23 protein-coding genes and 1 pseudogene are annotated in these 24,970 nt (G+C 67.9%); 15 read left to right on the forward strand and 9 right to left on the reverse strand.

Going from position 1 to position 24,970, the window contains the following annotated elements; translation table 11 throughout:
• The first annotated feature begins 85 nt into the window (after positions 1-85).
• From AC56LG_RS22790 to bcaP, 3 genes are all read left to right on the forward strand, one after another.
• Positions 86-2,557, forward strand: a complete 2,472-nt coding sequence (locus AC56LG_RS22790; protein ID WP_497168305.1) for a flavin-containing monooxygenase — start codon at positions 86-88, stop codon at positions 2,555-2,557.
• Positions 2,558-2,583: 26 nt separating this feature from the next.
• Positions 2,584-2,949, forward strand: coding sequence for a DUF2784 domain-containing protein (locus AC56LG_RS22795; RefSeq protein ID WP_497168306.1), 366 nt, complete (start codon positions 2,584-2,586; stop codon positions 2,947-2,949).
• Between the two features lie 376 nt (positions 2,950-3,325).
• Positions 3,326-4,723: a branched-chain amino acid transporter BcaP gene (bcaP, locus tag AC56LG_RS22800; RefSeq protein ID WP_497168307.1), complete on the forward strand. Its 1,398-nt coding sequence runs from the start codon at positions 3,326-3,328 to the stop codon at positions 4,721-4,723.
• A 63-nt stretch (positions 4,724-4,786) separates the two neighbouring features.
• Here bcaP and AC56LG_RS22805 read toward each other — a convergent pair whose 3' ends face one another.
• The gene (locus AC56LG_RS22805) at positions 4,787-5,389 is read right to left on the reverse strand and encodes an isochorismatase family protein (RefSeq protein WP_497168308.1); all 603 of its coding nucleotides are present in this window, start codon (positions 5,387-5,389) and stop codon (positions 4,787-4,789) included.
• A 111-nt stretch (positions 5,390-5,500) separates the two neighbouring features.
• Between AC56LG_RS22805 and AC56LG_RS22810 the strand changes: the two genes are divergently transcribed.
• The 3 genes from AC56LG_RS22810 (at position 5,501) to AC56LG_RS22820 (ending at position 8,580) form a co-directional block, all read left to right on the forward strand.
• Positions 5,501-6,670 (forward strand): tyrosine-type recombinase/integrase, encoded by a 1,170-nt coding sequence (locus AC56LG_RS22810; protein ID WP_497168309.1) that lies wholly within the window; start codon positions 5,501-5,503, stop codon positions 6,668-6,670.
• A gap of 106 nt (positions 6,671-6,776) precedes the next feature.
• Positions 6,777-7,376 carry an NAD(P)H:quinone oxidoreductase gene (gene wrbA / locus AC56LG_RS22815; protein WP_497168310.1) on the forward strand — a complete coding sequence of 200 codons (600 nt, stop codon included), beginning with the start codon at positions 6,777-6,779 and terminating at the stop codon, positions 7,374-7,376.
• Between the two features lie 388 nt (positions 7,377-7,764).
• The gene (locus AC56LG_RS22820) at positions 7,765-8,580 is read left to right on the forward strand and encodes a formate/nitrite transporter family protein (protein WP_497168311.1); all 816 of its coding nucleotides are present in this window, start codon (positions 7,765-7,767) and stop codon (positions 8,578-8,580) included.
• A 43-nt stretch (positions 8,581-8,623) separates the two neighbouring features.
• On the opposite strand, the gene AC56LG_RS22825 is transcribed toward AC56LG_RS22820, so the two are convergent.
• Entirely contained in the window at positions 8,624-8,809 is a 186-nt protein-coding gene (locus AC56LG_RS22825) for a hypothetical protein (protein WP_497168312.1), read from the reverse strand.
• A 126-nt stretch (positions 8,810-8,935) separates the two neighbouring features.
• Between AC56LG_RS22825 and AC56LG_RS22830 the strand changes: the two genes are divergently transcribed.
• Genes AC56LG_RS22830 through AC56LG_RS22860 form a run of 7 tightly spaced genes read left to right on the forward strand, consistent with a single transcriptional unit; the run spans position 8,936 to position 15,242 of the window.
• Positions 8,936-9,595: a thermostable hemolysin gene (locus tag AC56LG_RS22830; RefSeq protein WP_497168313.1), complete on the forward strand. Its 660-nt coding sequence runs from the start codon at positions 8,936-8,938 to the stop codon at positions 9,593-9,595.
• The gene (locus AC56LG_RS22835; protein WP_497168314.1) at positions 9,540-11,018 is read left to right on the forward strand and encodes an AMP-binding protein; all 1,479 of its coding nucleotides are present in this window, start codon (positions 9,540-9,542) and stop codon (positions 11,016-11,018) included. Before AC56LG_RS22830 ends, AC56LG_RS22835 begins: the two co-directional genes overlap by 56 nt.
• Entirely contained in the window at positions 11,015-11,686 is a 672-nt protein-coding gene (locus AC56LG_RS22840; protein WP_497168315.1) for an iron-containing redox enzyme family protein, read from the forward strand. Before AC56LG_RS22835 ends, AC56LG_RS22840 begins: the two co-directional genes overlap by 4 nt.
• 2 nt (positions 11,687-11,688) lie before the next feature.
• Complete coding sequence (locus tag AC56LG_RS22845; protein ID WP_497168316.1) at positions 11,689-12,486, forward strand: SDR family oxidoreductase; 798 nt, start codon at positions 11,689-11,691, stop codon at positions 12,484-12,486.
• Between the two features lie 26 nt (positions 12,487-12,512).
• Positions 12,513-13,160 (forward strand): tetratricopeptide repeat protein, encoded by a 648-nt coding sequence (locus tag AC56LG_RS22850; RefSeq protein ID WP_497168317.1) that lies wholly within the window; start codon positions 12,513-12,515, stop codon positions 13,158-13,160.
• 25 nt (positions 13,161-13,185) lie between these two features.
• Positions 13,186-13,851, forward strand: coding sequence for a response regulator transcription factor (locus AC56LG_RS22855; protein WP_497168318.1), 666 nt, complete (start codon positions 13,186-13,188; stop codon positions 13,849-13,851).
• Positions 13,848-15,242, forward strand: coding sequence for a sensor histidine kinase (locus tag AC56LG_RS22860; RefSeq protein WP_497168319.1), 1,395 nt, complete (start codon positions 13,848-13,850; stop codon positions 15,240-15,242). Before AC56LG_RS22855 ends, AC56LG_RS22860 begins: the two co-directional genes overlap by 4 nt.
• 21 nt (positions 15,243-15,263) lie before the next feature.
• Here the strand turns inward: AC56LG_RS22860 and AC56LG_RS22865 are convergent, their stop codons facing one another.
• The 6 genes from AC56LG_RS22865 to AC56LG_RS22890 all read right to left on the reverse strand — a co-directional run bounded on the left by AC56LG_RS22865 (position 15,264) and on the right by AC56LG_RS22890 (position 21,630).
• Positions 15,264-15,962 carry an MBL fold metallo-hydrolase gene (locus AC56LG_RS22865; RefSeq protein WP_497168320.1) on the reverse strand — a complete coding sequence of 233 codons (699 nt, stop codon included), beginning with the start codon at positions 15,960-15,962 and terminating at the stop codon, positions 15,264-15,266.
• Positions 15,963-16,230: 268 nt separating this feature from the next.
• Positions 16,231-16,665, reverse strand: a complete 435-nt coding sequence (locus AC56LG_RS22870) for a YeeE/YedE family protein (RefSeq protein ID WP_497168321.1) — start codon at positions 16,663-16,665, stop codon at positions 16,231-16,233.
• A gap of 10 nt (positions 16,666-16,675) precedes the next feature.
• Positions 16,676-17,107, reverse strand: coding sequence for a YeeE/YedE family protein (locus AC56LG_RS22875; RefSeq protein WP_497168322.1), 432 nt, complete (start codon positions 17,105-17,107; stop codon positions 16,676-16,678).
• Positions 17,104-17,403, reverse strand: coding sequence for an ArsR/SmtB family transcription factor (locus tag AC56LG_RS22880; RefSeq protein ID WP_497168323.1), 300 nt, complete (start codon positions 17,401-17,403; stop codon positions 17,104-17,106). The genes AC56LG_RS22875 and AC56LG_RS22880 overlap by 4 nt, the downstream gene beginning before the upstream one ends.
• 172 nt (positions 17,404-17,575) lie before the next feature.
• Positions 17,576-20,086, reverse strand: a complete 2,511-nt coding sequence (gene ppsA, locus AC56LG_RS22885; protein ID WP_497168324.1) for a phosphoenolpyruvate synthase — start codon at positions 20,084-20,086, stop codon at positions 17,576-17,578.
• A gap of 20 nt (positions 20,087-20,106) precedes the next feature.
• Entirely contained in the window at positions 20,107-21,630 is a 1,524-nt protein-coding gene (locus AC56LG_RS22890) for a L,D-transpeptidase family protein (RefSeq protein ID WP_497168325.1), read from the reverse strand.
• 323 nt (positions 21,631-21,953) lie between these two features.
• Here AC56LG_RS22890 and AC56LG_RS22895 point away from each other — a divergent pair, with 323 nt between their 5' ends.
• Positions 21,954-23,213, forward strand: a complete 1,260-nt coding sequence (locus tag AC56LG_RS22895) for a family 1 glycosylhydrolase (protein WP_497168326.1) — start codon at positions 21,954-21,956, stop codon at positions 23,211-23,213.
• A 16-nt stretch (positions 23,214-23,229) separates the two neighbouring features.
• Here the strand turns inward: AC56LG_RS22895 and AC56LG_RS22900 are convergent, their stop codons facing one another.
• Entirely contained in the window at positions 23,230-24,378 is a 1,149-nt protein-coding gene (locus tag AC56LG_RS22900; RefSeq protein WP_497168327.1) for a GGDEF domain-containing protein, read from the reverse strand.
• 180 nt (positions 24,379-24,558) lie between these two features.
• Here AC56LG_RS22900 and AC56LG_RS22905 point away from each other — a divergent pair.
• A pseudogene (locus AC56LG_RS22905) lies at positions 24,559-24,970 on the forward strand (hemolysin D); the annotation flags it as partial.

Below are 24,970 nucleotides of genomic sequence, written 5' to 3' on the forward strand. Positions count from 1 at the left end.
GGCCCGGCATCAAGCCAGGGACGTTTGCCTCGTGTATTGTTGCGGCTAAGAACAAATCAGCGCCCGAGCGCCGAGGAGACCGCCCATGACCACCTTGCCGCGCACTACAGCGTCGATGTCAGCGTCGACGCCAGCGACGATCCATGAAGCCATCATCATCGGCGCCGGCTTTGGCGGCATCTGCATGGGCGTGGCGTTGCGCCGCGCGGGCATCGACAATTTCCTGATACTGGAAAAAAGCGCCGACCTGGGCGGCGTCTGGCGCGACAATACCTATCCCGGCGCCGCCTGCGACGTCCCCTCGCACCTGTACTCGTTTTCCTTCGCGCCGAATCCCGACTGGTCGCATACCTTTGCCGGCCAGGCCGAGATCCACGCCTACCTGCACGATTGCGTGCGCCGCTTCGCCCTGGGCAGTCACATCCGTACCAGCTGCACCGTGCAGGGCGCCGCCTACGACGAAGCGCGCGCATTGTGGGAAATACAGCTGGAAAACGGGGAACGCCCGCTGGCGCACCTGCTGGTCAGCGCCGCTGGACTGCTGGGCCGCCCGGTGCCGCCGCGGCTTCCCGGTATCGACAGCTTCCGCGGCCATGCCTTTCACTCGGCGCAGTGGGACCATGCCTGTACGCTGGCGGGCAAACGCGTCGGCGTGATCGGCACCGGCGCCTCGGCGGCCCAGTTCGTGCCGGTCATTGCGCGCGAAGCCGCACACCTGACCGTGTTCCAGCGCTCGGCGCCATATATCAAGGCGCGCGCCGACCGGCCGTACCCGCACTGGCAAAAGCAGATGTTTCGGCGCTTGCCGGTCCTGATGCGCCTGCACCGCGCCTTTATTTATGCCGCATACGAAACCCGGACGCTGGCCTTTACGCGCATGAAAAGCATGATGTGGCTGGCGGTCGGCAAGCCGTTCCAGGACATGCTGGCGCGCGAAGTGCCCGACTCCGCCTTGCGTGCGCGCCTGACGCCGGATTACCCGATCGGCTGCAAGCGCATCCTGCTGAGCGACGATTATCTCGCCGTCTTCTCGCGCTCCTCGGTGCGCCTGGTGACCGACGCCATCGCGCGCATCACGCCGGCCGGCATCGAGACCGCCGACGGCGCGCAGTACCGGTTCGACGTCCTCATCTACGGCACCGGCTTTGCCGCCACCGAGTTCCTGGCGCCGCTGGCGATCCATGGACGCGGCGGGCGCTCCCTGCACGATGCCTGGCAGGGCGGCGCCGAAGCCTATCTGGGCATGACGGTGCCGGGCTTTCCCAACTTTTTCATGCTGTATGGGCCGAACACGAACCTGGGCCACAATTCCATCGTTTACATGCTGGAAAGCCAGGTCGCACACATCATGCGTTGCCGCCGCGCGCTGCATGCGGCGGGCGCAGCGGCGATCGAGGTCGAAGCCGCGCCGCACGCGCGCTTCAACGGCATGCTGCGGCGGCGCCTGGGCGCCACGGTCTGGCAGGGCTGCCGCAGCTGGTATCTCGACCGTCATGGGCGCAACAGCGCCAACTGGCCCGGCTTCACGTTCACCTACCGCTTCCTGACGCGCCATGCCAGCCTGCTTGCCTACCGGTTCACCAGGCCGCTTGCGGATTATCCGGACGGGGTCGAGGTCGCCGCGCCGCGCGCACTGTCCGAACGCTGCGCGGCCGGCTTCCAGCGCGCCTTCCTGCGCACGTGTTTCAAGCCCCTGATCGGGCCGCCGTTCGGGGCCGGGACGCAGCGCCGCATCGTCGCGATGCTGGCGCCGCTGATGCCGGGCGTGGGCGGCGTCGGCCACCGCCAGGTGCACGCGGGCCGACTGTCCATCGAAGTCGTGACGCCGCCAGAAACAGGGGAGGGCGCGATCCTGTACCTGCACGGCGGCGCCTTCTGCCTGGGTAGCCCAAGGACCCACCGCAGCATCACCACGCGCCTGGCGCGCGCGGCCGGGGTGCCGGTCTGGGTGCCCGACTACCGTCTCGCGCCCGAATATCCTTATCCGGCGGCACTGGATGACGCAATGGCCTGCCACGCCGCCATGCTGGCCGCCGGCATCCCGGCTGCGCGCATCGTGCTGGCAGGCGATTCGGCGGGCGCCGCGCTGGCGCTGGCGGCCGCGCTCAGGCTGCGCGATGGCGGCACGGCGGCGCCGGCCGCGCTCGCGCTGATATCTCCGCTCACGCAACTGCCGCCGGGCGAACACCCGGCGCACGCGGCGGCCGATCCGATGGTGCGCACCGCCTGGGGCCGCCAAGGCGCCGCCTGGTACGCCTGCCCGCCGGATGCCACCGTCCACCAGCCGCTGCGCTGCGACCTGCGCGGCCTGCCGCCGCTGCTGGTGCAGGTAGGCGACCAGGAAATCCTGCTGCCCGATTCGCTGCGCCTGGCCGACCATGCCGCTGCCTGCGGCGCGCCGTGCCGGCTCGAGATCCACCGGGCGCGCTGGCACGTTTTTCACTTGCAGGCGTTTTACCTGCGCTCGGCGGACAACGCCATCGGCGCGCTTGGCCAGTTTGCGCGCGAGCGGATCCTGGCGACGCAAGCGGCCACCAGCGACGCAACATCGCTCTAAGCTACCAAGCGGGCGCACAATAGGCCATGCTCTACGCCGCTGCAGCCACGCTCGTCCTGCTCGCCCACCTCGCCTTCGTGCTGTTCGTCGTGTTCGGCGCGGCGCTGGTGCCGCGCTGGCCGCGCCTGATAGGGCTGCATCTGCCGGCGGCGGCCTGGGGCATCTTCATCGAGACGAGCGGGCGCGGCTGTCCGTTGACCGCGCTGGAAAACCTGCTGCGCCTGCGTGCCGGCCTGGACGGCTATGCCGGAGGCTTCCTCGAACACTACATCCTGTGGCTGCTGTATCCGGGCGGTCTTACGCGCGAGATCCAGTTCGTGCTGGCCGGCGTGGTCGCGGCCGTGAATATCGTCCTGTATGCACGAATCTGGCGCCGCCGCCGGCAGAAATAAGGGGGCCCCGCGTCCGGTTGGCGCGGCCAGCGCTTGCTCAACAGGGGTTGCCGGAGCAATAATGCAATGTGCTGGCTGATTGTTATCGCTTTTCGCCCGCGCGTGGGGCCTGTAAGGACACGAAGCGGCTGCGGACATGGCGAGTCGATTCGCGCCTGACCATATCGCAAGATGTGACAGGCGCTTTCCCTCGTGGTGACTACGAACCCGGACCCGTTTGCGTGTTGCGCAAGCGGGGGGGGTACGCGTATGCGATCGATCGGCCGGCGAATAATGGCAATGCGGCAGGGAAGCGGGAAAGACGCCCGGCACGGATTGGCAAGTGCCGCGACGACTTCCGACAGGAGACAGACAATGCATAACAGGAGAGCACGTAGTGAGTCTTTTTAGAACGAAAAACCTCGATACCATGGTGGCGGACAGCCGCACCCCTGGCGGACTGAAAAAGGTCCTCGGACCGATGGACCTGATCCTGATGGGTATCGGGGCGATTGTCGGCACGGGTATCTTCGTGTTGACCGGCACCGGTGCCGTCACGGCTGGCCCGGCATTGACCCTGTCCTTCGTCATCGCCGCCGTGGCCTGCGGTTTCGCCGCCCTGTGCTATGCCGAATTCGCCTCGAGCGTGCCGGTGGCCGGTTCGATCTACACCTATTCCTACGTCACCCTCGGTGAACTCGTGGCCTGGATGATCGGCTGGGACCTGCTGCTCGAATACGGCCTGGCCACGTCCACCGTCGCCGTGGGCTGGTCGGGTTACTTCCAGTCGCTGCTCAAGGGCATCGGGATCGTCCTGCCGGAAGCCTTGCGCGCCGCCCCCGGCGCCATCCCCGGTGTCGACACGGTGTTCAACCTGCCGGCCTTCCTGATCATGATCGTGCTGACCTTCATGCTCTCGCTCGGCGTGCGCGAGTCGGCCCGCGTCAACAACGTCATGGTGCTGATCAAGACCGGCGTCGTGCTGCTGTTTATCTTCGTCGGCGTCAACTACGTCAAGCCGGAAAACTGGCAACCCTTCATGCCGTTCGGCGCCGGCAGCGTGATGAGCGCGGCGGCCCTGGTGTTCTTCGCCTTTATCGGCTTCGACGCCGTCACCTCCGCCGCGGAAGAAGTCAAGAATCCGAGCAAGGACCTGCCGGTCGGCATCATTGGCTCGCTGGCCGTCTGCACCATCCTGTACGTGGCGGTAGCGGCCATCATGACCGGCATCGTCCCGTTCATGAATTTCAAGGGTGTCGACCACCCGGTCTCGCTGGCGCTGCAGTACGCCGGCCAGGACTGGGTCGCCGGTTTCGTCGACCTCGCCGCGATCCTGGGCATGAGCACCGTGATCCTGGTGATGGCCTACGGCCAGACCCGCATCCTGTACGCCATGTCGCGCGATGGCCTGCTGCCGAAGAAACTCTCGACCGTGCACCCGAAATACGGCACCCCGTACTTCGCCACCTGGCTGGTCGGCATCATCTTCGGCCTGATCGCCGCCGTCGTGCCGCTGGGCGTGCTGGCCGAACTGGTCAACATCGGTACGCTGGCCGCGTTCTCGCTGGTCTCGCTGGCCGTCATCATCCTGCGCAAGAAGCGTCCGGACCTGCACCGCGCCTTCCGTTGCCCGGGCGTACCGGTGATCCCGGCCCTGGCCATCCTCTTCTGCATCACGCTGATGACGTTCCTGAGCTGGCATACCTGGGTTGCCTTCATCGTCTGGCTGGCGATCGGCCTGGCGGTGTATTTCGGCTACGCACGTTCGCGTTCGCTGCTGCACAAGCAGGGCTGAGCCGTTCCGGCATAAAAAAACCTGGCCGCGGCCAGGTTTTTTCGTTTGTGCTACCTGGACAAATCAGGCGTGGGCGGCAAGCCCTGCGAATTCGTCGAGACCGGCCACGCGCGCGCCGAGCGCAGCCATGCGCTCGATCGCGCGTTCGCCATCGCCCGGCGCAACGTCCACCGCGCGCATCGCTTCCGCGACGATGACCACCTCGAACCCGAGTTCGCGCGCATCGAGTACCGTGTTCAGCACGCAGTAATCGGTGGCCAGTCCACCGACGACCACCCGGCGCACGCCACGCCCGCGCAACTGCTGCGCGAGGTCGGTGCCGTTGAATGCCGAGTAGGCGTCGGCGTCCGCCGTGTCCGCCTTGGACACGACCGTTGTGCCGGCTGGCAGCTCGAGCTCGGCGGAAAACGCCGCCCCCTCGGTATCGGCCACGCAATGCGGCGGCCACGGTCCGCCGCGCGCGGCGAACGAACAGTGGTTGTCGGGATGCCAGTCGCGCGAGGCGTAGACCGGCAAGCCCTGGCGGGCGAACAGATCAGCCAGGCGGTTGATCGGCGCGATGACCTGGTCGCCATTGGGCACGCCGAGCGCGCCGCCGGGGAGGAAATCAAGCTGCATGTCGATGATCAGGAGGGCGTCGCCGGAGTTGAGTTCGATCGGGTTCATATGTTGTCCTATTGAATCATTTGATCGGAACAGGTTAGCACGCTCCGGGCGCGGGCGCTGGGGCTTTGTCATGATATACTGTATAAAAACACAGTATTACATGAAGACAATATGACCAAGTTCGTCCCCATCGACCTCGCACCACGCCTTGCCGGCGAAGCCGACGCGCCCAGCGCCCGGTTTGACGTCAAGATGTTTCGCGTCGCCGACGATCCGATCACCGAGGCCCAGACCGACGCCGAAATCGCCCGCGAATTCATCGGCAATGGCGAACTCAGCGCCAAATCGATCGCCAACAGCCAGAAAGAACTGTTCCGCTTCCTCACCTGGTGCCGGGAAGAAGCAAAAAAGACGCTGGCCCAGCTGAACGTGGCCGACCTCAACGCTTACAAGGAATTCCTGCGCAACCCGCCGCCGAACTGGATCTCGACAACCAAGTGGCCGCGCAGCGACCCGCGCTACCGCCCATTTACCGGTCCCTTGTCCGATCCGAGCCGGCGCCAGGCGATGATCGCGGTGAAAGGCTTGCTGGCCTTTGCCGAGCAGACCGGCTACCTGCGGCGCAACCCGGCGGCGCTGGTGCGCAACGTGCGCACGCCGATCGCCAGCCGCATTACGCGCTACCTCACGCCGGAGGCGATCGCGCTGGCGGTGGAAACCGTCTCGCGGCGCGTGCCCGATTCGCCCGCGGCCCTGCGCCGGCGCGAGCGCGACCGTTTCCTCCTGATCGCGTTCGCCCATACCGGCGCGCGCCTGAACGAACTGGTCAGCGCGAACATGGGCGCCATCTACGCGGAAGGGAACGACCGCTGGTGGCTCGACGTCATCGGCAAGGGCAACAAGCCGCGCCGCCTGCCGGTGCCAGAAGAGATGCTCGATGCCTACCGGCGCTACCGCGAAGCCTTTGGCCTGCCGCCGCATACGGCGCGCGCCGACCGCATGCCGCTGGTGCTGTCGAGCCGCAGCAAGGCGGTCACGCGCCTGACCGACGAGGCGGCGTCGGAAGCGATCAAGAGCGTGTTTGCCGAAGCCGCATCCGCCGCGGCGCGCGCCGGCCAGCCCGATATCGCCGCCAGCCTGCGCCACGCCTCAGCCCACTGGCTGCGCCACAGCATGCTGACCAACCACGCAAACAATGGCGTGCAGCTGAAAACCCTGCAGGATACGGCCGGCCACGCCAACATCGCCACCACCGCCGGCTACCTGCACAAGACCGACAACGAGCGCCACGACGAGATCATCGCGTCGAACGCCGGCACGAAGGGCAAAAAGGAGAAATAAACTGGAGGACGTCAATGGGGCGGAACGGGAAACCGGATCGGGGTAGCATGACGCCTGCACATCCGTTCCGGATATATTCCACGTTCTGTCGACAAAGGAGAATCCCATGGCAAAGGTACTGGTCCTGTATTACTCCACCTACGGCCACATCGAGCAGATGGCGAATGCCATGGCCGAAGGCGTGCGCGCCGGCGGCGCCGATGTCGTCGTCAAGCGGGTGCCGGAAACGGTGCCCGAGGCGGTCGCGCGCGGCGCCCATTTCAAGCTCGACCAGCAGGCGCCGGTCGCCACCGTCGACGAGCTGCCCGATTACGACGCGATCGTCATCGGCGCGCCGACCCGCTATGGCCGCATGCCCTCGCAAATGGCGGCCTTTCTCGACCAGACCGGCGGCCTGTGGGCGCGCGGCGCACTGCACGGGAAGGTTGGCGCCGCCTTTACCTCGACCGCGACCCAGCACGGCGGCCAGGAAACCACGCTGTTCTCGATCATTACGAACCTGCTGCACTTCGGGATGGTCGTGGTCGGCCTGCCGTACAGCTTTGCCGGCCAGATGACGCTCGACGAAATCAGCGGCGCCAGTCCCTATGGCGCCAGTACGATTGCCGGCGGGCAGGGGCAGCGCCAGCCGAGCGCCAACGAACTCGAAGGCGCGCGCCATCAGGGGGAACTGGTGGCGAAAACGGCGCTCAAACTGTTCGGCTGAGCGGAAAAGGGGTCGTTCCCACCGCGAGGCGAGGTCAGACGCGGCGCGCGTGTTGTTCCACGACGAGAAGGATCCGGGACCGCGCCACGCTCGGCGCAGCCTGTGCCACTGCTATGGGAGTGAATGATGCCGGAGAGGTCGTTGGCGGAAGTACGGTGGCTGGCGGCCACCCGGTCGAGCATGTGCTCCTGTGGAGCAGGCCGAGCGGCATACGAGGCAGGAGTTCGTCGGTTACGGTAATCTTTTCGCTGGCGCCGGCCGCACCGGTTCGGCTGTGTACGGCGATATCGTGCGGCAGGAGGAGCAGCGGGCCTCCCAGGCCTGATAAGTGGTCTACCGAGATCCCGCAGGAAGCGAGCGGCCGTGCACAGCCAACAGGATGCCGACCATGCCCGAGCTGTTCGGATTCGATGCGTTTTCGCCGAAGGAAATCGCCGAGCGGGTGGAGACCGTCGGCGTTGCCAAGGCGCGGCTGTTGCTGCTGCCGATGTTGATGCTGAGCGTGCTGGCAGGCGCCTTCATCGGCCTGGGAGCGCTGTACTTCGTCATCGTACGCTCCGATCCGACCCTTGGCTACGCACTCAAGCAGATGCTGGGCGGCATGGCTTTCGCCTCTGGCCTGATCCTGGTGGTCGTCGCCGGCGCCGAGCTGTTCACCGGTAACAACTTGCTGGTACTGGCTTGGGCCGACAGGAAAATCGGCACGCGCGAACTCCTGCGCAGCTGGGCGATCGTGTTTGTCGGAAACTTCTTCGGGGCGCTCGGCATGGCGCTGCTGGTGGTTCTGTCGCGCCATCCGGAGGCGAACGGCAATGCGATCGCCCGTGAATACCTGGCCATTGCCGCGGCCAAGGTAGCGATGCCGTTCTGGACGGCGTTTTTCCGGGGCGTCCTGTGCAATGCCCTGGTCTGCCTGGCGGTCTGGATGGCGCTCGCCGGACGCAGCGTGGTCGACAAGGTCGTGGCCATCGTGGTGCCCATCTCGGCGTTTGTCGCGGCCGGCTTCGAGCACAGCGTCGCCAACATGTACCTGATTCCCATGGCCATGCTGTTGCAGGCCTTCGGCACGGTGGACGCCGCGCCTGCGATCACCTGTGGCGGATTCCTGCGCAACTTGGTGCCGGTATTGCTGGGCAACCTGGCCGGTGGGGGCGTGCTGGTCGGCCTGGTCTACCATTTCATTTATCACGCCAAACGCGAATGAGAGCAGGGTGCTTGACATTCGAACCATGCTGGTCGACCTGCCATCACTGGCACTGCCTGCGTATCGTTTCCATGTGGCGCTGGCGCATCTCGGGCGACAGCGCGCCGTTTTCCCTGTGCATCATGGCCTGCCGCGCGTGCTCGTCCGGCGCAGCGCGCATGCCGCGGTACCGAGCGCACATCCCTTCCTTCTCCACCGGCCCCACGCTGCCGGCCGTGCCCGCGCTCATTCCGGGCAGACTGCTGGCCCGCCGAGGGCGCTATCGGATCGCGCCGCCGGCCAGGGGCATGCGCTTAATCTGCACTTAATGTTGGGTACCTAGGCTTGAGCCATTGAAACAAGTATTGCTCACAGCATGCCGGACACCATCCAATTCGCAGGGCCGAATGCCGACGCCGTGGCACTGGTCCGCAGGCCGCGCCAACCCCGGCCCGTGCTCGAACGCTTTCCCCGCGGCGCACCGGGCCGGGCGGAGCTCGAGGCCTTCATCGCCGCCTCCTTCCTGGAAAGCTATGGCGCGCATATCGATCATTTCAGCGACACCCTGGTCGGCTACCGCGATGCCGCCGGTGCCTGGGCCGCCGCGCTCGGGTATTCGCTGGCGGCCGACGGCGCGGTCTTTCTCGAACAGTACCTCGACGGCCCGATCGAAACCGAAATCGGCGCCCGCCTCGGCCGTCCGCTCGCGCGCGCCGACATCGTCGAGGTCGGCAACCTGGCGGCCAGCCATCCCGGCGCGGCGCGCGCCCTGATCGTCGGCACCACCGCGCTGCTGCACGGCATGGGCCCGCACGTCGTCGCCTTCACCGCGACCACCAGCCTGCTCAATTCCTTCGGCCGGCTCCACTTGCGGCCCCAGTTGCTGGCACCCGCCGATCCGGCCCGCCTGCCGGGAGGTGGCCGCCACTGGGGCTCCTATTACGCAACCCATCCACAGGTCATGTTTGGTGACATCCAATATGGTTATTCAGAACTTGCTCGACTCGCTACCCGCGCATTCCCACCTGCTGACTGACGGGCGCCACCCGCTCGATCGCGCGGCGCTGGCCGACCGCATCCGGCACATCGGCGCCATGCTCTCGGCACGCGCCCGGCCGCAGGCGCCGGTCGGGATACTGGCCGATAACTCGCCCGAGTGGCTGGCCGTCGACCTTGCCACGCAGATGCTGGGCCTGACCCTGGTGCCGCTGCCGCTCTTTTTCACGCCGGAACAGTGGATGCACGTCATCGCGCAAAGCGGCATCGGAGCGCTGTTCTGTGCCGATCCGGCACAGGGCGCCGCCCTTGGCTTCGGGCGGCGGGTGGACGGCGGCGGGCCATTGGCGCTGTGCGAGACGGACCGTGTGCCGGCTCCCGCCGCCCTCGACGGCGTGCAGAAACTGACCTTCACTTCGGGCACGACCTCGGCGCCGAAGGGCGTCTGCCTGAGCACGGAACAGCAATGGGAAGTCGCACGCGCCTTGCGCGCCGGCGTGGCCCAGCTGCGGCTGGAACGGCACCTGTGCGTGCTGCCGTTCGCGGTCTTGCTCGAGAACATCGCCGGACCGTACACGGCCCTTCTCAGCGGCGCGACCACGATCTGTCCGCCGCTGCAGGAAGTCGGCATGCGCGGCGCCAGCGGTTTCGATGCGCAGGCCTGCCTCGACGCGATCGCGCGCTACGAGGCGCACAGCATCACGCTGGTGCCGCAGATGCTGCAGGCGATCGTCGCGGCGGCCGGGAAGGACGACCCGCGCCTGGGCAGCCTGCGCTTCGTTGCCGTCGGCGGCGGCAAGATGCCGCCCCAGCTACTGGCGGCGGCACGCGCGCTCGGCTTGCCCGTGTTCGAAGGCTATGGCCTGTCCGAATGCGCCTCCGTCGTCGCCCTGAACCTGCCCGGCGCGCAGCGCGATGGCAGCGTCGGCAGACCGCTGGCGCACCGCCAGGTGGCCATCGCCGCCGACGGCGAGATCCTGGTCGAGGGCTGCACCGCGCGCTACCTCGGCCAGGAAGCGTCCCCCGGCATCGAGGGCAGGCTCGCCACGGGCGACCTCGGCCATCTCGACGCGGACGGCTTCCTCTTCATCGACGGCCGCAAGAAGGACATCCTGATCACCGGCTTCGGGCGCAACGTTTCGCCCGAATGGCCCGAAGCCGTGCTCACCGGCAGCGGCGCCATCGCCCAGGCGATCGTCGTCGGCGAGGCGCAGCCCTGGCTGGGCGCTCTGCTCGTGCCGGCCGGCCCCGGCCTCGACGCGGCGGCCCTGCAGGTAGCGGTCGACCGGGCCAATGCCGAGCTGCCGGATTATGCGCGGATCGGGCGCTGGCAAGCCGTGCCGCCGTTCCTGCCCACGAACGGTTTGCTGACCCCGAACGGCCGCCTCAAGCGCGAAGCCATCCGCACCACCTATGCGAACGAGATCGCATTCCTTTTTACTCAACCGGAGTCGAACACGTGAATTTCTTCGATCAATTGCAGGCGGCGACCGAGCCGCAGCGCCAGGACATGTTTGCCATCCCCGTCATCCAGGATGCGCTGCAGGGCAAGGTGATCACTTCCCAATACATCGCCTTCCTGGGCCAGGCCTACCACCATGTGAAGCATACCGTGCCGCTGCTGATGGCCTGCGGCAGCCGTCTCGACGGCCGCCACGAATGGCTGCGCGAAGCGATCGTCGAGTACATCGAGGAGGAAGTCGGCCACCAGGAGTGGATCCTGTCCGACATCGGCGCCTGCGGCGGCGATGCCGAAGCGGTCCGCCACGCGCGTCCCCACGCCAGCACCGAGCTGATGGTCGCCTACGCCTACCACCAGGTCGATCGCGGCAACCCGGTCGGCTTCTTCGGCATGGTGCACGTGCTGGAAGGTACCAGCACCGCGCTCGCCACCCACGCCGCCGACACCATGCGCACGGCGCTGGCGCTGCCGCCCGAAGCGTTCAGCTACCTCAGCTCGCACGGCAGCCTCGACCTGGATCACGTGAAATTCTTCGAAGGCCTCATGAACCGGCTCGACGACACTGCCGACCGCGAGGCGGTGATCCACATGGCGCGCATGATGTATGGCCTGTACGGCAATGTCTTTCGCAGCCTGCCGCGCGGCGCGCAACTGTTCGAGGGAGCGTAAGCATGGCGCACACCGACGCCCAGCCTTACCGCGCGGTCCTCACCGGCGCCAGCGGCGGGATCGGCGCGGCGATCGCCGAGCGCCTCGCGGCGCGCTGCTCGCTGCTGATCCTGGTCGGGCGCAAGCGCGACGCGCTCGAGGCGCTGGCCGCGCGCCTGCAGGGATGCCCGGTGCGGATCGTCAGCGGCGACCTGTGCGCGCAGGCCACACTGGATGCGATCGCGGACTGCGCGCGCGACAGCGGCGGCATCAACCTGCTGGTAAATAACGCGGGCATCAGCAGCTTCCACGCCTTCGAGTCCCAGCCGGCCGCCGCCATCCGCGCTCAGGTCGAGACCAACCTGCTGGCGCCGATGCTGCTCACGCAAGCCTTGCTGCCGCTGCTGCAGGCGGCCCCGGCGGCCCAGGTCGTGAATATCGGTTCCGTGTTCGGTTCCCTCGGCTTTCCCGGCTTTGCCGCCTACGGCGCCGCCAAGGCCGGGCTGGCGGGCTTTTCGCAGTCGCTGCGGCGCGAGTTGGCCGATACGACGGTCACCGTGCGCCATTTCTCGCCGCGCGCGACCCGCACCGCGATCAACAGCAGCGCCGTCAACGAGATGAATACGGCGCTGCGTACCAACGAAGACACCCCCAGGATCGTCGCCGACGCCTTCATGCACTTCCTGGCGGGCACTGCGGCCGAGCGTACCCTGGGCGGTCCGGAACGCTTCTTCGTGCTCGTCAACAAGCTGCTGCCAAGGATTCCGGAAAGCGCGATCCGCAAGCAGCTGGGGCAGATCCGCAAGTACCTGCCGCGCTAGCCACCCATTCATTCAAGGAGAAAACGATGAAATACCGATTCGCATGGTATGCGGCACTGGCTGCGGCCGCGGTGATGAGCCTGCCGGCACAGGCCGGCGTCAACGAAGACGTCGCCCATTTGCAGCAGGCATGGGAACAAGCCAAGTACCAGACGCCGGCGCCGAAGCAGGAGGCCGAATTCGAACGCCTCGTCGCCGAAAGCGAGCACGTGGTCATGCGCAACCCGGGCAGTGCCGACGTGCTGATCTGGCATGCCATCATCGAGTCGACCTATGCCGGCGCAAAAGGCGGCATCGGCGCACTGAAGTACGTCAAGGATGCGAAGAAGCGGCTCGAACAGGCCATGGCGATCAACCCGGCCGCGCTCGCCGGATCGGCCTATACGAGCCTGGGTTCGCTATACTACCAGGTGCCTGGCTGGCCAATCGGCTTCGGCGACGACGCCAAGGCGCAGGAGTTCCTGAAGAAGGGCCTGGCGGCCAATCCGGACGGCATCGACCCGAATTATTTTTATGGCGACTACCTGTTCCGCAAGGGCGACTTCGAAGGCGCCGAGCGCTTCCTGCGCAAGGCGCTGCAGGCGCCGGCGCGGGCCGGGCGCAAGCTGGCAGACGAGGGCCGGCGCGGCGAGATCGCCCAATTGCTCGAGAAGATAGCCAACCAAAGGAAGTGACCGACATGCACATGAGGATGCGGCCTTGAGGCTGCTGTTGATCGAGGACGACGAACTGCTCGCCCGCGGCCTGCTGGTGGCGCTGCGCCGTGTCCACTACACGGTCGAGCACGTGCGCGACGGCGGCTCCGCGGTCGCGGCACTGCGTGACAACGCGTTCGACCTCGCCGTCCTCGACCTCGGCTTGCCTGGCCTGGACGGCACCGAGGTCTTGCGCCAGGTACGTGCCGGCGGCAATGGCTTGCCGGTGCTGATCCTGTCGGCGCGCGACGCCATGCGCGACCGCGTCCAGGGGCTCGACCTCGGCGCCGACGATTACCTGGTCAAGCCCTTCGAGCTCGACGAGTTGCTGGCGCGCCTGCGGGTCATCACGCGCCGCCATGGCGGGCGGCCGGTGAACCGGATCGAGCAAGGCGCCCTGGTGCTCGACCTGGAAAGCCTGCGCGCTTCCTGGCAGGGCGAGCCGATCGAACTGCAGCGGCTCGAATTCATGCTGCTGAAGCAACTGGCGGACAATCCACAGCGGGTCTTCAGCCGCGCCCAGCTCGAGGAATCGCTGTATGGCTGGGGCGAGGGCGCCGAAAGCAACACGATCGACGTCCACGTCCACCACCTGCGCAAGAAGCTCGCGCCCGCCGTCGTCAAGACGATCCGCGGAGTCGGCTACCGCCTCGGCGACGTCGGCGCATGACGACTCGTATCTATTCCGGCCGCCGGCGCCTGGTCGCCGCCACACTGGCGTGCATGATCCTGATCTTCGGCGGCATCGGCGTGGTCGCGCACCTGGTGGCCCGCCACGAATCCGAGGAACTGTTCAGCGCACGCCTGGCGACCTCGGCACGGGTGCTGGAAGCACTGGTGGCGCAGCAACTGGCGACGGCGACGCTGCCGCAGCCGATTATCATCACCTTGCCACCGGAGCTGGAAACGGCCGGCGAGGACGAAGACGAAGCCTTCGGGCACCGCTACGAAACCAAGATCGCGTTCCAGGTGTGGCGTGACGACGGGGCTTTGCTGGCGAAGTCGGCTTCTGCGCCGCAGGAAGCGCTGGCGCCCTTGCGGCCGGGCTTCAGCGAGCATGCCGTGGGCGCGACTTTGTGGGAGGTGTTTGCCCTGCGTTCCGGCCACATCTGGGTGCTCACCGCGGAGAAGGAAGAGGTGCGGCGCGAGATGGCCGACTACATCGGCAGGTCGATCGTCGCGCCGATGATCGTCGGCGGACTGCTGATGCTGGCCGCCGTTAACCTCGTGCTGGCGCGCAGTACGCGGCCGCTGAGGGAACTGGCGGCGCGCATCGCGGCGCGCACGCCCGATTCGCTCGATCCGGTACGCCTGCCGGAAACCCCGACCGAGCTGGCGCCGATCGTCACCGAGCTGAACCACCTGCTCGACCGCATCAAGGCCGCCTTCGAACGGGAACAGCGCTTCATCGACGCCGCCGCCCACGAGATCCGCACGCCGATCGCCGCGCTTCAGCTGCACCTGGAAAACGCGCTGCGCTCGCACGACGAGACGGAGCGCGACGAGGCGCTCGCCCAGGCGCTGGCCGGCGCGCGCCGGACCAGCAAGCTGGCCGAGCAGCTCCTGACCCTGAGCCGGATCAGTGCGCGCAGCGACGACTATGCGCCGCATACCGTTTCGATGCTGGAGATTTGCCACGACGTGATCGCCTCGATCGATCCGCTGCTCGAACGACGTGGACAGACGATCAGCCTGGATGCGGCGCGTGACTGCGCGGTCTGGGGCGTCCCCTCGCAACTGCGGCGCCTGCTGCAGAATCTGATCGACAACGCCTCGGTGCATGGCGCCCGGCATGGCGAGGTTGTGGTCCGCCTGGCCACGGCGGGGGAACGCGTGCTGCTGTCGGTCGCGAACGACGGCGTGCCGATCCCGGAGGGCGAAGTGGCCAAACTGTTCACGCCGTATTACCGCCTGCGCGGCGCCGCGCCCGGCGGCCATGGCCTGGGGCTGGCCATCGTCAAGGAAATCGCCGACCAGCATGGGGCGCCGATCAGGATCGTCCCCAGGGCCGACGGCCAGGGCACGATGGTCGAGGTATCGCTGCCGGGCGTCGCCGGATAAGGGCGGGCATGCCGCGGCAGCTCAGGGACGGGGCAGGCCCAGGTTCCGGTTTGCCGGCACTGCCACATCGATCAGCTTCGGCTTCGGCAAGTCGAGTTCGCTCATCAGCTTGCGGAAGTCCGCGCGGCTGCGGTTTGCCAGGCGCGCGTTGTGGGCTTTTTCCCAGCCGATCGTCGACACCGACTGGCTCTTGTAGTCGTGCCCGGGCCACATCCGCGTGTCGTCCGGCAGCGTGAACAGCTTGTCGGTCACGCTGTCGTAGAGGGCGTCGCTGCTGCCGCCCTGGAAATCGGTGCGGCCGCAGCCGTCGATCAGCAGGGTGTCGCCCGTGAACACGTTGCCGCGCCAGAGGTAGCACATGCTGCCCGGGGTGTGGCCGGGCGTATGCAGTACCTGGATTTCCTCGACGTTGCCAAAACGGACGACATCGCCGTCGTGCAGCTGCACCTCCGCCGGGGCGATGCCGCAGCCGCTGGGGACCGCCGCCCGGGCGCCGGTCAGTTCGCGCAGCATGCCGGCCGAGGTCACGTGGTCCGCGTGGGCATGGGTTTCCAGCACATACACCAGCTCGAGCCCGAGCCGTTCCAGGTGGCGCAGGTCGCGCTCGACCTGATGGTCCACGGGGTCGATGATGACGGCCTGCCGCGCGCCTGGCGCCGCGAGGATGTAGGTGAACGTCGACGATGCGGCGTCGAACAGCTGAAACGGGTTCAGTTGCATGGTGCTCTCCTCGAAAAAGGGTGGCGGCACGTCGCTACCGGAGTGCCTTGACGATCATCGCGATGGCGACGAGCGCGGAAACGCAAGCAAAACCTTGTTGCCGCCGGTGGGCCGGCGAGGCGTTCGGCGCGCGAGCGCCCGCCGACCATGCCTGCCAGCGCGCCTGCGGAGCAAGGCAGGGCGATATGCCAGTCGGGCCGGGACCAGACCAAGGCCGAGGGCGGTCGCCATATCCGGCTCGCGCGGACCGGAGACAGGGCGCCCATGTTCATGCCCCGACGCGGCGGTGCGCCGCGATCCGCTCGGCCAGCTCGAACAGGCCCATGCCGGCCAGCATCGCCAGCGTAAACACCAGCGGCTTGACGCCCCCGTAGGCCAGCGAGGCGAGGGCCGGACCCGGGCAATAGCCGGCCAGGCCCCAGCCGGCGCCGAAAGCGACGGAGCCGAGTACCAGGCGGCGGTCGATCACGGTTGCGGTCGGCAGGCGCATCGCGGCGCCCAGCAGCGAACGCTCGCGCTTGCGGGCGGCGCCGAACGCGAAGATGCCGACCAGGATGGCGCCACCCATCACCAGGGCAAGCGAGGGGTCCCAGTTGCCGGCCAGGTCGAGGAAGCCGGTCACCTTGGCCGGGTTGGTCATCCCGGATACGATCAGTCCGATGCCGAAGACGAGTCCTGCCACCAATGCCATGAGGATGTGCATGCCGGTTCCTTCAGATCAAGGCGTGACGTGCGAGATAGACGGTGACGAAGCCTGCGGCCATGAACGCCGCGGTGGCTGCCAGGGACCGCGGCGACATGCGCGCTATGCCGCAGACACCGTGCCCGCTGGTGCAGCCGGAACCGTAGCGGGTGCCGACGCCGACCAGCAGGCCGGCGGCCACCAGGATGCCCGTTCCGGCGTCGACCGTCACCTCGGGCAGTGCCGCCACCAGTCCGTACAGGACAGGCGCGCCGACCAGGCCGGCCAGGAACGCGATGCGCCATCCGGCGTCGCCATGCACGGGACGCAGCAGGCCGCCGAGGATGCCGCTGATGCCGGCGATCCGGCCGTTGAACAGCACGAAGATGGCGGCGGCCAGGCCGATCAGCAGGCCGCCGGCCAGCGCCGTCCATGGGGTGAAGTGGATCCAGTCGATGGTCATGGTTGCGCCTCCTTGCCTGGCTGGCAAAACAGTTCGTACAGCACGCCCATGATCGCGGCGGCCTCCCTGCTCTCGATCCTGTAGTAAATCTGCTTGCCCTCGCGGCGCGTGCTGACGAGCCCTTCTTCGCGCAACACGCCCAGCTGCTGGGACAGCGTCGGCTGCGTGATGCCCAGCAAGGTCTCGAGTTCGCTGACGCAAAATTCCCCTTGCGTCAGCTGGCAGAGCAGCATCAGCCGGTCGGGGTTGCCGAGTACTTTCAGCAAACCGGAGGCGCGTGCGGCAGCGCTTTGCATCGCGTGCAGATCCAGTTTCGGTGTATCGCCCATCGTCAAACGGTCCCGTGATTCGTTTTATTGGCTGATAGTATATCTCAATACAATATATCGTTAAATATAACGTATGCTTGTGGGAGCTGTCGAGGAGCTGCGCGATCCTGCCGATTTCGAACCAGCATCAAGTGAACTGCTACCGGGCCTGACCTGCCGGCGTGCCGGAATCGGAGACCGGATTGCGCGCTGCCACGGCGTCAACGGCGCGCGGCGCCATCCCCAGCGTGCGTTCGACCTCGACCAGGTGGCGCACCGTGGCCACCACCGAGTCGGGGTTCAGGCTGATCGAATCGATCCCCTGTTCGACCAGGTAGCGCGCCACCTCCGGGTAGTCCGACGGCGCCTGGCCGCAGATGCCGACGTGGCGGCCGTTGCGCTTCGCGCCGGCGATCGCCTGGCGCAGCATCTCCAGTACGCCGGGGTCGCGCTCGTCGAAATCGAAGGCGACCAGGTCGGAGTCGCGGTCCACGCCCAGCACCAGCTGCGTCAGGTCGTTCGAGCCGATCGAGAAGCCGTCGAACAGAGCGGCAAAGGCGTCGATCTGGATCACGTTGTTCGGGATCTCGCACATGACGTAGACTTCCAGCCCATCGCGCCCGCGTTCGAGACCGTGGCGTGCCATCGCCGCCAGCACCTCGCGCGCCTCCTGCACGCGCCGGCAGAACGGAATCATCAGGCGCAGGTTGTCCAGCCCCATCTCTTCGCGCACGCGGCGCATGGCCCGGCATTCGAGCGCGAAGCCTTGCGCATAGGCCGGGTGGGCATAGCGCGCCGCGCCGCGAAAGCCGAGCATCGGATTGGCCTCGACCGGCTCGAAAGCGGCGCCGCCGAGCAGGCTGGCGTATTCGTTGGTCTTGAAGTCGGACATGCGCACGATGACGGGTTTCGGCCAGAACGCCGCCGCGATGGTCCCGACGCCTTCGGACAGTTCGCGCACAAAATAGTCGGCCGGCGTGGCGTGGCCGCGCGTGCGGCGCGCGATCTCGGCGCGCTCTTGCGGATCCGCTACCTTGTCCGGATGGACCAGCGCCATCGGGTGGATGCGGATGTGTTCGGCGACGATGAATTCCATCCGTGCCAGGCCGACGCCGTCGTTGGGCAGGAAGGAGGTACGCAGCGCCGTGTCCGGATTGCCGATGTTGACCATGATGCGGGTGCGCGGCATGGGCAGTGCCCTGAGGTCGGTGCTGGTCTTGCGAAACGGCAGGCGTCCCGCATACACATGGCCGAGATCACCCTCGGCGCAGGATACGGTCACCTCGTCGCCCGTGCGGATCGCCGTGGTCGCGTTGCCGCAGCCGACCAGGGCCGGCACGCCGATCTCGCGCGCGACGATGGCGGCATGGCAGGTGCGCCCGCCATGGTCCGTCACCACGGCGGCGGCGGTCTTCATGACGGTACCCCAGTCCGGCATGGTCGTGGGGGCGACCAGGATTTCGCCCGGCTGGAACTGTCCGAGCTCGCCGGCGTGGGCGACCACGCGCGCCTTGCCGGCCGCGATCTTGCCGCCGACGGCGCGGCCTGAGGCGAGGGCAGGGCCGCGTTCCTCGAGGCGGTATTCGTCCAGCTCGGTGGCCGAGCGGCGCGAAGCCACCGTCTCCGGACGCGCCTGCACCAGGTAAAGCTGGCCGTCGATGCCGTCGCGCGCCCATTCGATGTCCATCGGCAGCGGGTGGCCCGCCTGGCGGCCGTAGTGCTCCTCGATGCGCAGCGCGGCCGTCGCCAGTTCAAGTACCGCGTCGTCGTCCAGGCAGAAGCGCTCGCGCTCCTCCATGGGAGTGGTTTCGTTGCGCGTGGCCGGGCCGCCGACGCCGGCGCCGTACACCATGCGCACCGCCTTGCTGCCGAGGCTGCGCCGCAGCAGGGTGGGCCTGCCGCTGGGCAAGGAGGGCTTGAAGACCGTGAACTCGTCCGGATCGACCGTGCCCTGCACGACGTTCTCGCCCAGTCCCCAGGCGCCGGTGACCAGCACGACGTCGCGAAAGCCGGTCTCGGTGTCGAGGGTGAAGATCACGCCGGAGGCGCCGAGGTCGGCGCGCACCATCTTCATGACGCCCACCGACAGCCAGACCTTGAAGTGGTCGAAGCCGTTTTCGATGCGGTAGACGATGGCGCGGTCGGTGAACAGGCTGGCGAAGCAGCGCCGCACGTTATCGAGCAGGTCGGGACCGGCGACGTTGAGATAGCTTTCGTGCTGGCCGGCGAAGCTGGCGGTGGGCAGGTCTTCGGCCGTGGCCGAGCTGCGCACGGCGACCGTCAGCGACTCGCCGTACTGCGCGCGCAGCGCCGCGTGGGCTTGCAGGATGCCCGCCTCGAGTTCGGGCGGCAGCGGCGCCTCGTACACGATCGCGCGCGCAAGGGCGGCGCGCCGCGCCAGGTCGTCGACGTCGGCCGGATCGAGACCGTCGAGCGCGTCGTGCAGGCGTTGCCAGGCATCCGACCGGTCGAGCGTTGCCTTGTACGCCGCGGCGGTGACGGCAAAGCCGTTCGGCACCCGGAGGCCCTGGTCGCGCAGCGCGCGGAACATCTCGCCGAGCGAGGCGTTCTTGCCGCCGACCAGGGGCACATCAAGCATGCCGACTTCCGAAAACCAGCGAATGAATGCGGACTGCGTCTCCATCGCGTGTTCCTCCGTTGTTCCTTCCATGGGCGGACACCGGACTGCATTCATCGTAGCAGATACGCCGCGTCGCGCAGGCCCAGCGCCGCGGTCAGCGGCGCATCCAGGCCGTAGATGTCGTCGGCGAACAAGGTGCGCCCGGCACGGTCGGCGACGGCGGTGGCGTAGAACAGGACCACCGGGACCGCTACCGGCAGCGGCACGGTGCGCGTCTTGCCGGTGGCGATCGCCGCTTCGATCCCGGCCCTGTCCCAGGCCCGGTCATCGGCCAGCACGAAACGCGCCAGCTCGATAGGGTCTTCGACACGGATGCAGCCGTGGCTCAGGTCGCGGCGCCCGCGCTCGAACAATTCCTTTGCCGAAGTCGAGTGCAGATAGATGTTCATCGGGTTGGGCATGGCGAACTTCAGGGCGCCGAGTACGTTACGGCTTCCGGGCCGTTGCCTGATCCTCGTAGTGCCGGCGTGCAAGCCGGCAGTCCCGCCGCCTCCCACCAGTTCCATGTCGTTTTTGGCGAGATAGCGCGGGTCGCGCGCCAGCTTCGGCAGGATTTCGCCGAGCGCGATACTGCGCGGCACGTTCCAGTAAGGATTGAGCTCCAGATAGCGCATCTGGCCGATGAACAGCGGCGTTTGCGTCCTGGCGGCGGTGCCGACGATGATGCGCATCTCCAGCGGCGAACCCGAGGCGCCGGCGCCGCTGTCGAAGGCCCACAATCGGTAGGCCGGCAGGTTCACCGCCACCATGCGCCCGCGCGGCAGCGGCGGCAGCCAGCGCAGGCGTTCCAGCGTCAGCGCCAGCTGGACGGCGCGCCGGGCCGGTGGTATGGCCAGCGCCGCCAGCGTCAGCGGCCCCAGTACACCGTCCTCGGCCAGGCCGTGGCGCGCCTGGAAACGCCGCACCGCGTCCGCCAGGGCGGCGTTGTAGTCGCCAGTTGCGGCAGCGTCGGCCGCCGCGGGATCGAGGTCGCCCAGCAGTTGCAGGCGTGCCCGAAGCAGCGCCGCGCCCGCATACCGCTCTCCGGCCGCAACCGGGGCGGCAGCAGGCGGCAGGGTTTCCCACCCGGGATGGCGGCGCGCCAGCGCGCGGTAGCGGGCCAGGCTGGCTACCACCCGGGGGTAGAGCGGGATGGCGGGTGCGGCGGCGTCGACCGCCATTGCCAGGTTCCCGGCGGCGAATGCCCGTTCCAGCAGCGCGCGTGGGTCGAAACCGGGGGCATCGCCCGGTGTCCGGTAAACCGATACCGTTTGCCCGCCGTGCAGTTCGCCGAGATAGCGCAGCATGGCGGCGTCGAGGTCGCGTGCGAGCGCCGCGGCGGCGGCCGGATCGCGCGGCCCGTCGAGCCGGCGGCCCAGCTCGGCGGCACCGTAGCGCCCGGGGTCGAGGCCGTGCGACGCGGCATCCTGCAACAGCTGCACGGCGCTGCGCGCCTGGTTGCCGCCATCGGCCAGCCAGGGCAAAGGCGATGCCTCCTGTGCCGCGACTGCGCCCGCCAGCGCGCACAGGACCAGGAACACGGCCGCGCGGGCGCGCTGGCCCAGGGGAGGGGAGACTGTCGGCTTGAATATCATGTCCTGGTCCGAGGCACCGCAGCGGGCGGGCGATTGTTATTTGGCCGTGCGGGCACGGTCTTGTTCAGGATAGGTAAGTGTGATTCGAGTAGTCGTTGATCCATGTCAAAATTTCGTTCGGATTGGCTTGCGCGGATCAGAACGTCTTTCGAGACGCCTTTGATTTATATCAATCGAAATGCACAGAGGCGCGTCATCCTTGACCAACCAGCGCGCGCCTCCGCCAGCGCGCCGGGCCCGGAGGGCAGCATGAAGCACTCGCCAAGCGCATCGGCATCCGCACGTCCGTTCGTCGCGAAGCGGCCGCGGCCGGTTGCAGCGCGATGAACGCGATTCTGCGCGGCCGGCCCTGCCGGCCGTTGTCGCCGTCCAACCTCACCAGCTCGTTCTCGTTCTGCACCGGCATCGAGAACAGCACCCCGGTCGTCACCGGCCCCGACGGGCGCCGCTGCCGCATCGACCAGATGGCCGCGTCCGGACACGACCGGCGCTGGCGCGAGGATTTCCGGCTCGTCTGCGAGCTCGGCGCCGGCTGCCTGCGCTACGGTCCACCCTACTACCGTACCCATCTCGGACCCGGGCGCTACGACTGGGACTTCGCCGACGAGACCTTCGCCGAGCTGCGCCGGCTCGGCATCGTCCCGATCGCCGACCTGTGCCATTTCGGGCTGCCCGACTGGCTGGGCGACTTCCAGAACCCCGACTTTCCCGCCTATTTCGCCGAGTACGCGCTCGCCTTCGCCCGCCGCTACCCGTGGGTCTGGCTGTACACGCCGGTCAACGAGATGCTGGTCACGGCCGAATACTCGGCGCTGCGCGGCTACTGGAACGAGCAGCTCGCCGACGAACGGGCCTTCGTCAGGGCGCTGGCCCATGTGGTCGACGCCAACCTGCGCGCCACCGAAGCGATCCGCAGCGTCTGCGACGCCTGGTTCGTGCAGAGCGAGACGACCCGCTACTACCATCCGCATGACCCGGATGCGGCCGTCCGCTCCGGCTACCTCAACGAACGCCGCTTCCTGTCGCTCGACCTGAATTACGGCTTCACGCCGTGCCCGGAGATGGTCGACTACCTGCTTGCGAACGGCATGCCGCGCGCACGCTTCGAGGCCTTCATGCGGCCATCGTCGCGCGAGCGCTGCGTCATGGGAACCGACTACTACGAGGGCAGCGAACAGGTCGTCCGTGCGGACGGCAGCACGCGCGGATCGAACGTGCTCGGCTATTACGGCCTGACGCGCCAGTACCACGAGCGCTACCGGCTTCCGGTGATGCACACGGAAACGAACCAGCTGCAGGACCTGAACACCGCCTTCTGGCTGGAGCGCCAGTGGGCCAATGTGCTGCGCCTGCGCCAGGAAGGCTGCCCGGTGATCGGCTTTACCTGGTACAGCCTCACCGACCAGGTCGACTGGGACATCGACCTGCGCGAGCAGCGCGGCCACGTCAACCGCAACGGCTTGTACGACATGGAGCGCCGCATCCGCCGTGTTGGGGTGGAGTACCGGCGCATCATCCGCGAATGGCGCGGGGTACTGGCCGACAGCGCGGCCGAATGCGGCCGGCTTCGCCTCGGCGTGTGAGTAGCGGCAGGCGCGTTCATCCTGTTCTGGAGGGCGCGGCGGCGCCATGCGGCCGCGCCAGCACCGTGCGGTTGCGTCCGCTTTCCTTGGCCCGGTAGAGCGCGGCATCGGCCGCTTGCAGCAACGCTTCCCAGCTGCCGTGCTCCAGGTCCAGCACGGCGACGCCGGCGCTGACCGTGAACGACAGCGTTTGCCCGCCTTCCGGCAGGCGCAGGGCGGCGACCGCAACGCGGATGCGCTCGGCGCAGGCCATCGCCTCGCCCGCGTCCGTCTCGGGCATGACGCAGACGAATTCCTCGCCGCCGATGCGGCCGATATAGTCGCTCGCGCGCAGGTTGTCCTTGCACGCCCTGACGAGCGCGCACAGGGCGCGGTCCCCGGCCGCATGGCCCCAGGTGTCGTTGACGCGCTTGAAATGGTCGATGTCGAGCATGGCCAGCGCCAGCGGCCGGCCGTGGCGCCGCGCCAGCGCAAGGTCGTGCAGCACCAGTTCGATCACGTAGCGGCGCGACAGTGCGCCGCTGAGGCTGTCGTGGCGCACGGCATCGAGCACCGCCTGCTCGGCCAGGAAGGCGCGCCGGCGCAACTGCAGCGTGGCCAGCGCCGCGCCCATGGCCAGTGGCCAGCACAGCCCGTACAGGAGCAGGACATGCAGGAGCGGGACCGGGGCCAGGTTCAGGACCCCCAGCAGCGCCAGCAACAGCGAGGACGGCAGGGTGGCCAGCATGAAGCGGCCCGGCCGGGGCTCCACCAGCGCGAGCAGGAACAGGGCGCCGGTCAAGCCCGGCAGGGCCAGCACCAGGCCCTGGGGCAACATGGCCGCGCACGCCACCATGGCGCCGACATGGGTCGCATACAGCCAGGCGCAACGCGCACCGGGGCGCCAGGGCAGCCGGCCCGCTGCATAGGCAAGGGCGCCGAGCAGTACCAGGCCGACGCGGATCCGGACGGTGGCGGCCGCAAGCGCCGCGTCGAGCCAGGCGTCCCAGGCGCCGAACAGGATGACGAACAGCCCGAATATGGGGCCGAGTACCGGCAGCAGCCGGGCGATGCCGGCATCGAGTCCGTCATCGAAAGCCGCCTCCAGTTCGTTCGGCAGCGGCCGGAGCAGGTTGCGCAGCCAGTCCAGCCCGCCGACCGGTTTTGCCGAGACTCGTGTTTGCATGGTGGATACGCCCGCGCCCGGGGCATGTCAAGCATCGGTGTCATCCCGCTCTCGTTCTTTGATTTGCATCAAATACCTAATCCGGGCATTGGGCCGACTGGCGCAACCGGCGCTTGATCTGCGTCAGCCGCGCTGGCGGGATGCCCGCCGCCATTCGCAGTCGAACCAGACGGGAGGTTCATGAAGCCGACAATGCCAGAACGCCGCCGTATCGTCGTCCCGCTGGCCGTGCTCGTCGTCCTCGGACTCGGCGCCGCGTACGGCTGGCGAACCCTGCGTCCGCAGGGGCCGGATGCCGGCTTTGTCAGCGGCAACGGCCGGATCGAGGCGACCGAAATCGACATCGCCACCCAGCAGCCGGGCCGCATCGACCGGATCCTGGTCGCGGAGGGTGACCTGGTGCGGGCAGGGCAACTGCTTGCGCGCATGGACCTGCCGGCGCTTCAGGCCGGACGCGACGAAGCGCTCGCGCGGGTGCAGCAGGCGCGCGACGCCGTGGCCGGCGCCGAAGCCGCGCTCGCCATGCGGCGCAGCGACGAAGCCGCGGCCGCCGCCCTGGTCGCGCAGGGGTTGCGCGATGTCCTGGCAGATG

This window comes from Telluria sp. ZB2R32, from assembly GCF_059685715.1.

Bases quoted from the DNA above. Each gene is read 5' to 3' on its own strand.
- AC56LG_RS22890 (WP_497168325.1), bottom strand. From the start codon at position 21,630: ATGATATTCAAGCCGACAGTCTCCCCTCCCCTGGGCCAGCGCGCCCGC.
- AC56LG_RS22810 (WP_497168309.1), top strand. From the start codon at position 5,501: ATGACCAAGTTCGTCCCCATCGACCTCGCACCACGCCTTGCCGGCGAA.
- AC56LG_RS22830 (WP_497168313.1), top strand. From the start codon at position 8,936: ATGCCGGACACCATCCAATTCGCAGGGCCGAATGCCGACGCCGTGGCA.
- AC56LG_RS22825 (WP_497168312.1), bottom strand. From the start codon at position 8,809: ATGAGCGCGGGCACGGCCGGCAGCGTGGGGCCGGTGGAGAAGGAAGGG.
- AC56LG_RS22835 (WP_497168314.1), top strand. From the start codon at position 9,540: ATGGTTATTCAGAACTTGCTCGACTCGCTACCCGCGCATTCCCACCTG.
- AC56LG_RS22860 (WP_497168319.1), top strand. From the start codon at position 13,848: ATGACGACTCGTATCTATTCCGGCCGCCGGCGCCTGGTCGCCGCCACA.
- AC56LG_RS22875 (WP_497168322.1), bottom strand. From the start codon at position 17,107: ATGACCATCGACTGGATCCACTTCACCCCATGGACGGCGCTGGCCGGC.
- AC56LG_RS22880 (WP_497168323.1), bottom strand. From the start codon at position 17,403: ATGCAAAGCGCTGCCGCACGCGCCTCCGGTTTGCTGAAAGTACTCGGC.
- AC56LG_RS22790 (WP_497168305.1), top strand. From the start codon at position 86: ATGACCACCTTGCCGCGCACTACAGCGTCGATGTCAGCGTCGACGCCA.
- ppsA (WP_497168324.1), bottom strand. From the start codon at position 20,086: ATGGAAGGAACAACGGAGGAACACGCGATGGAGACGCAGTCCGCATTC.
- wrbA (WP_497168310.1), top strand. From the start codon at position 6,777: ATGGCAAAGGTACTGGTCCTGTATTACTCCACCTACGGCCACATCGAG.
- AC56LG_RS22795 (WP_497168306.1), top strand. From the start codon at position 2,584: ATGCTCTACGCCGCTGCAGCCACGCTCGTCCTGCTCGCCCACCTCGCC.
- AC56LG_RS22870 (WP_497168321.1), bottom strand. From the start codon at position 16,665: ATGCACATCCTCATGGCATTGGTGGCAGGACTCGTCTTCGGCATCGGA.
- AC56LG_RS22900 (WP_497168327.1), bottom strand. From the start codon at position 24,378: ATGCAAACACGAGTCTCGGCAAAACCGGTCGGCGGGCTGGACTGGCTG.
- AC56LG_RS22850 (WP_497168317.1), top strand. From the start codon at position 12,513: ATGAAATACCGATTCGCATGGTATGCGGCACTGGCTGCGGCCGCGGTG.
- AC56LG_RS22820 (WP_497168311.1), top strand. From the start codon at position 7,765: ATGCCCGAGCTGTTCGGATTCGATGCGTTTTCGCCGAAGGAAATCGCC.
- AC56LG_RS22895 (WP_497168326.1), top strand. From the start codon at position 21,954: ATGAACGCGATTCTGCGCGGCCGGCCCTGCCGGCCGTTGTCGCCGTCC.
- AC56LG_RS22865 (WP_497168320.1), bottom strand. From the start codon at position 15,962: ATGCAACTGAACCCGTTTCAGCTGTTCGACGCCGCATCGTCGACGTTC.
- AC56LG_RS22805 (WP_497168308.1), bottom strand. From the start codon at position 5,389: ATGAACCCGATCGAACTCAACTCCGGCGACGCCCTCCTGATCATCGAC.
- AC56LG_RS22845 (WP_497168316.1), top strand. From the start codon at position 11,689: ATGGCGCACACCGACGCCCAGCCTTACCGCGCGGTCCTCACCGGCGCC.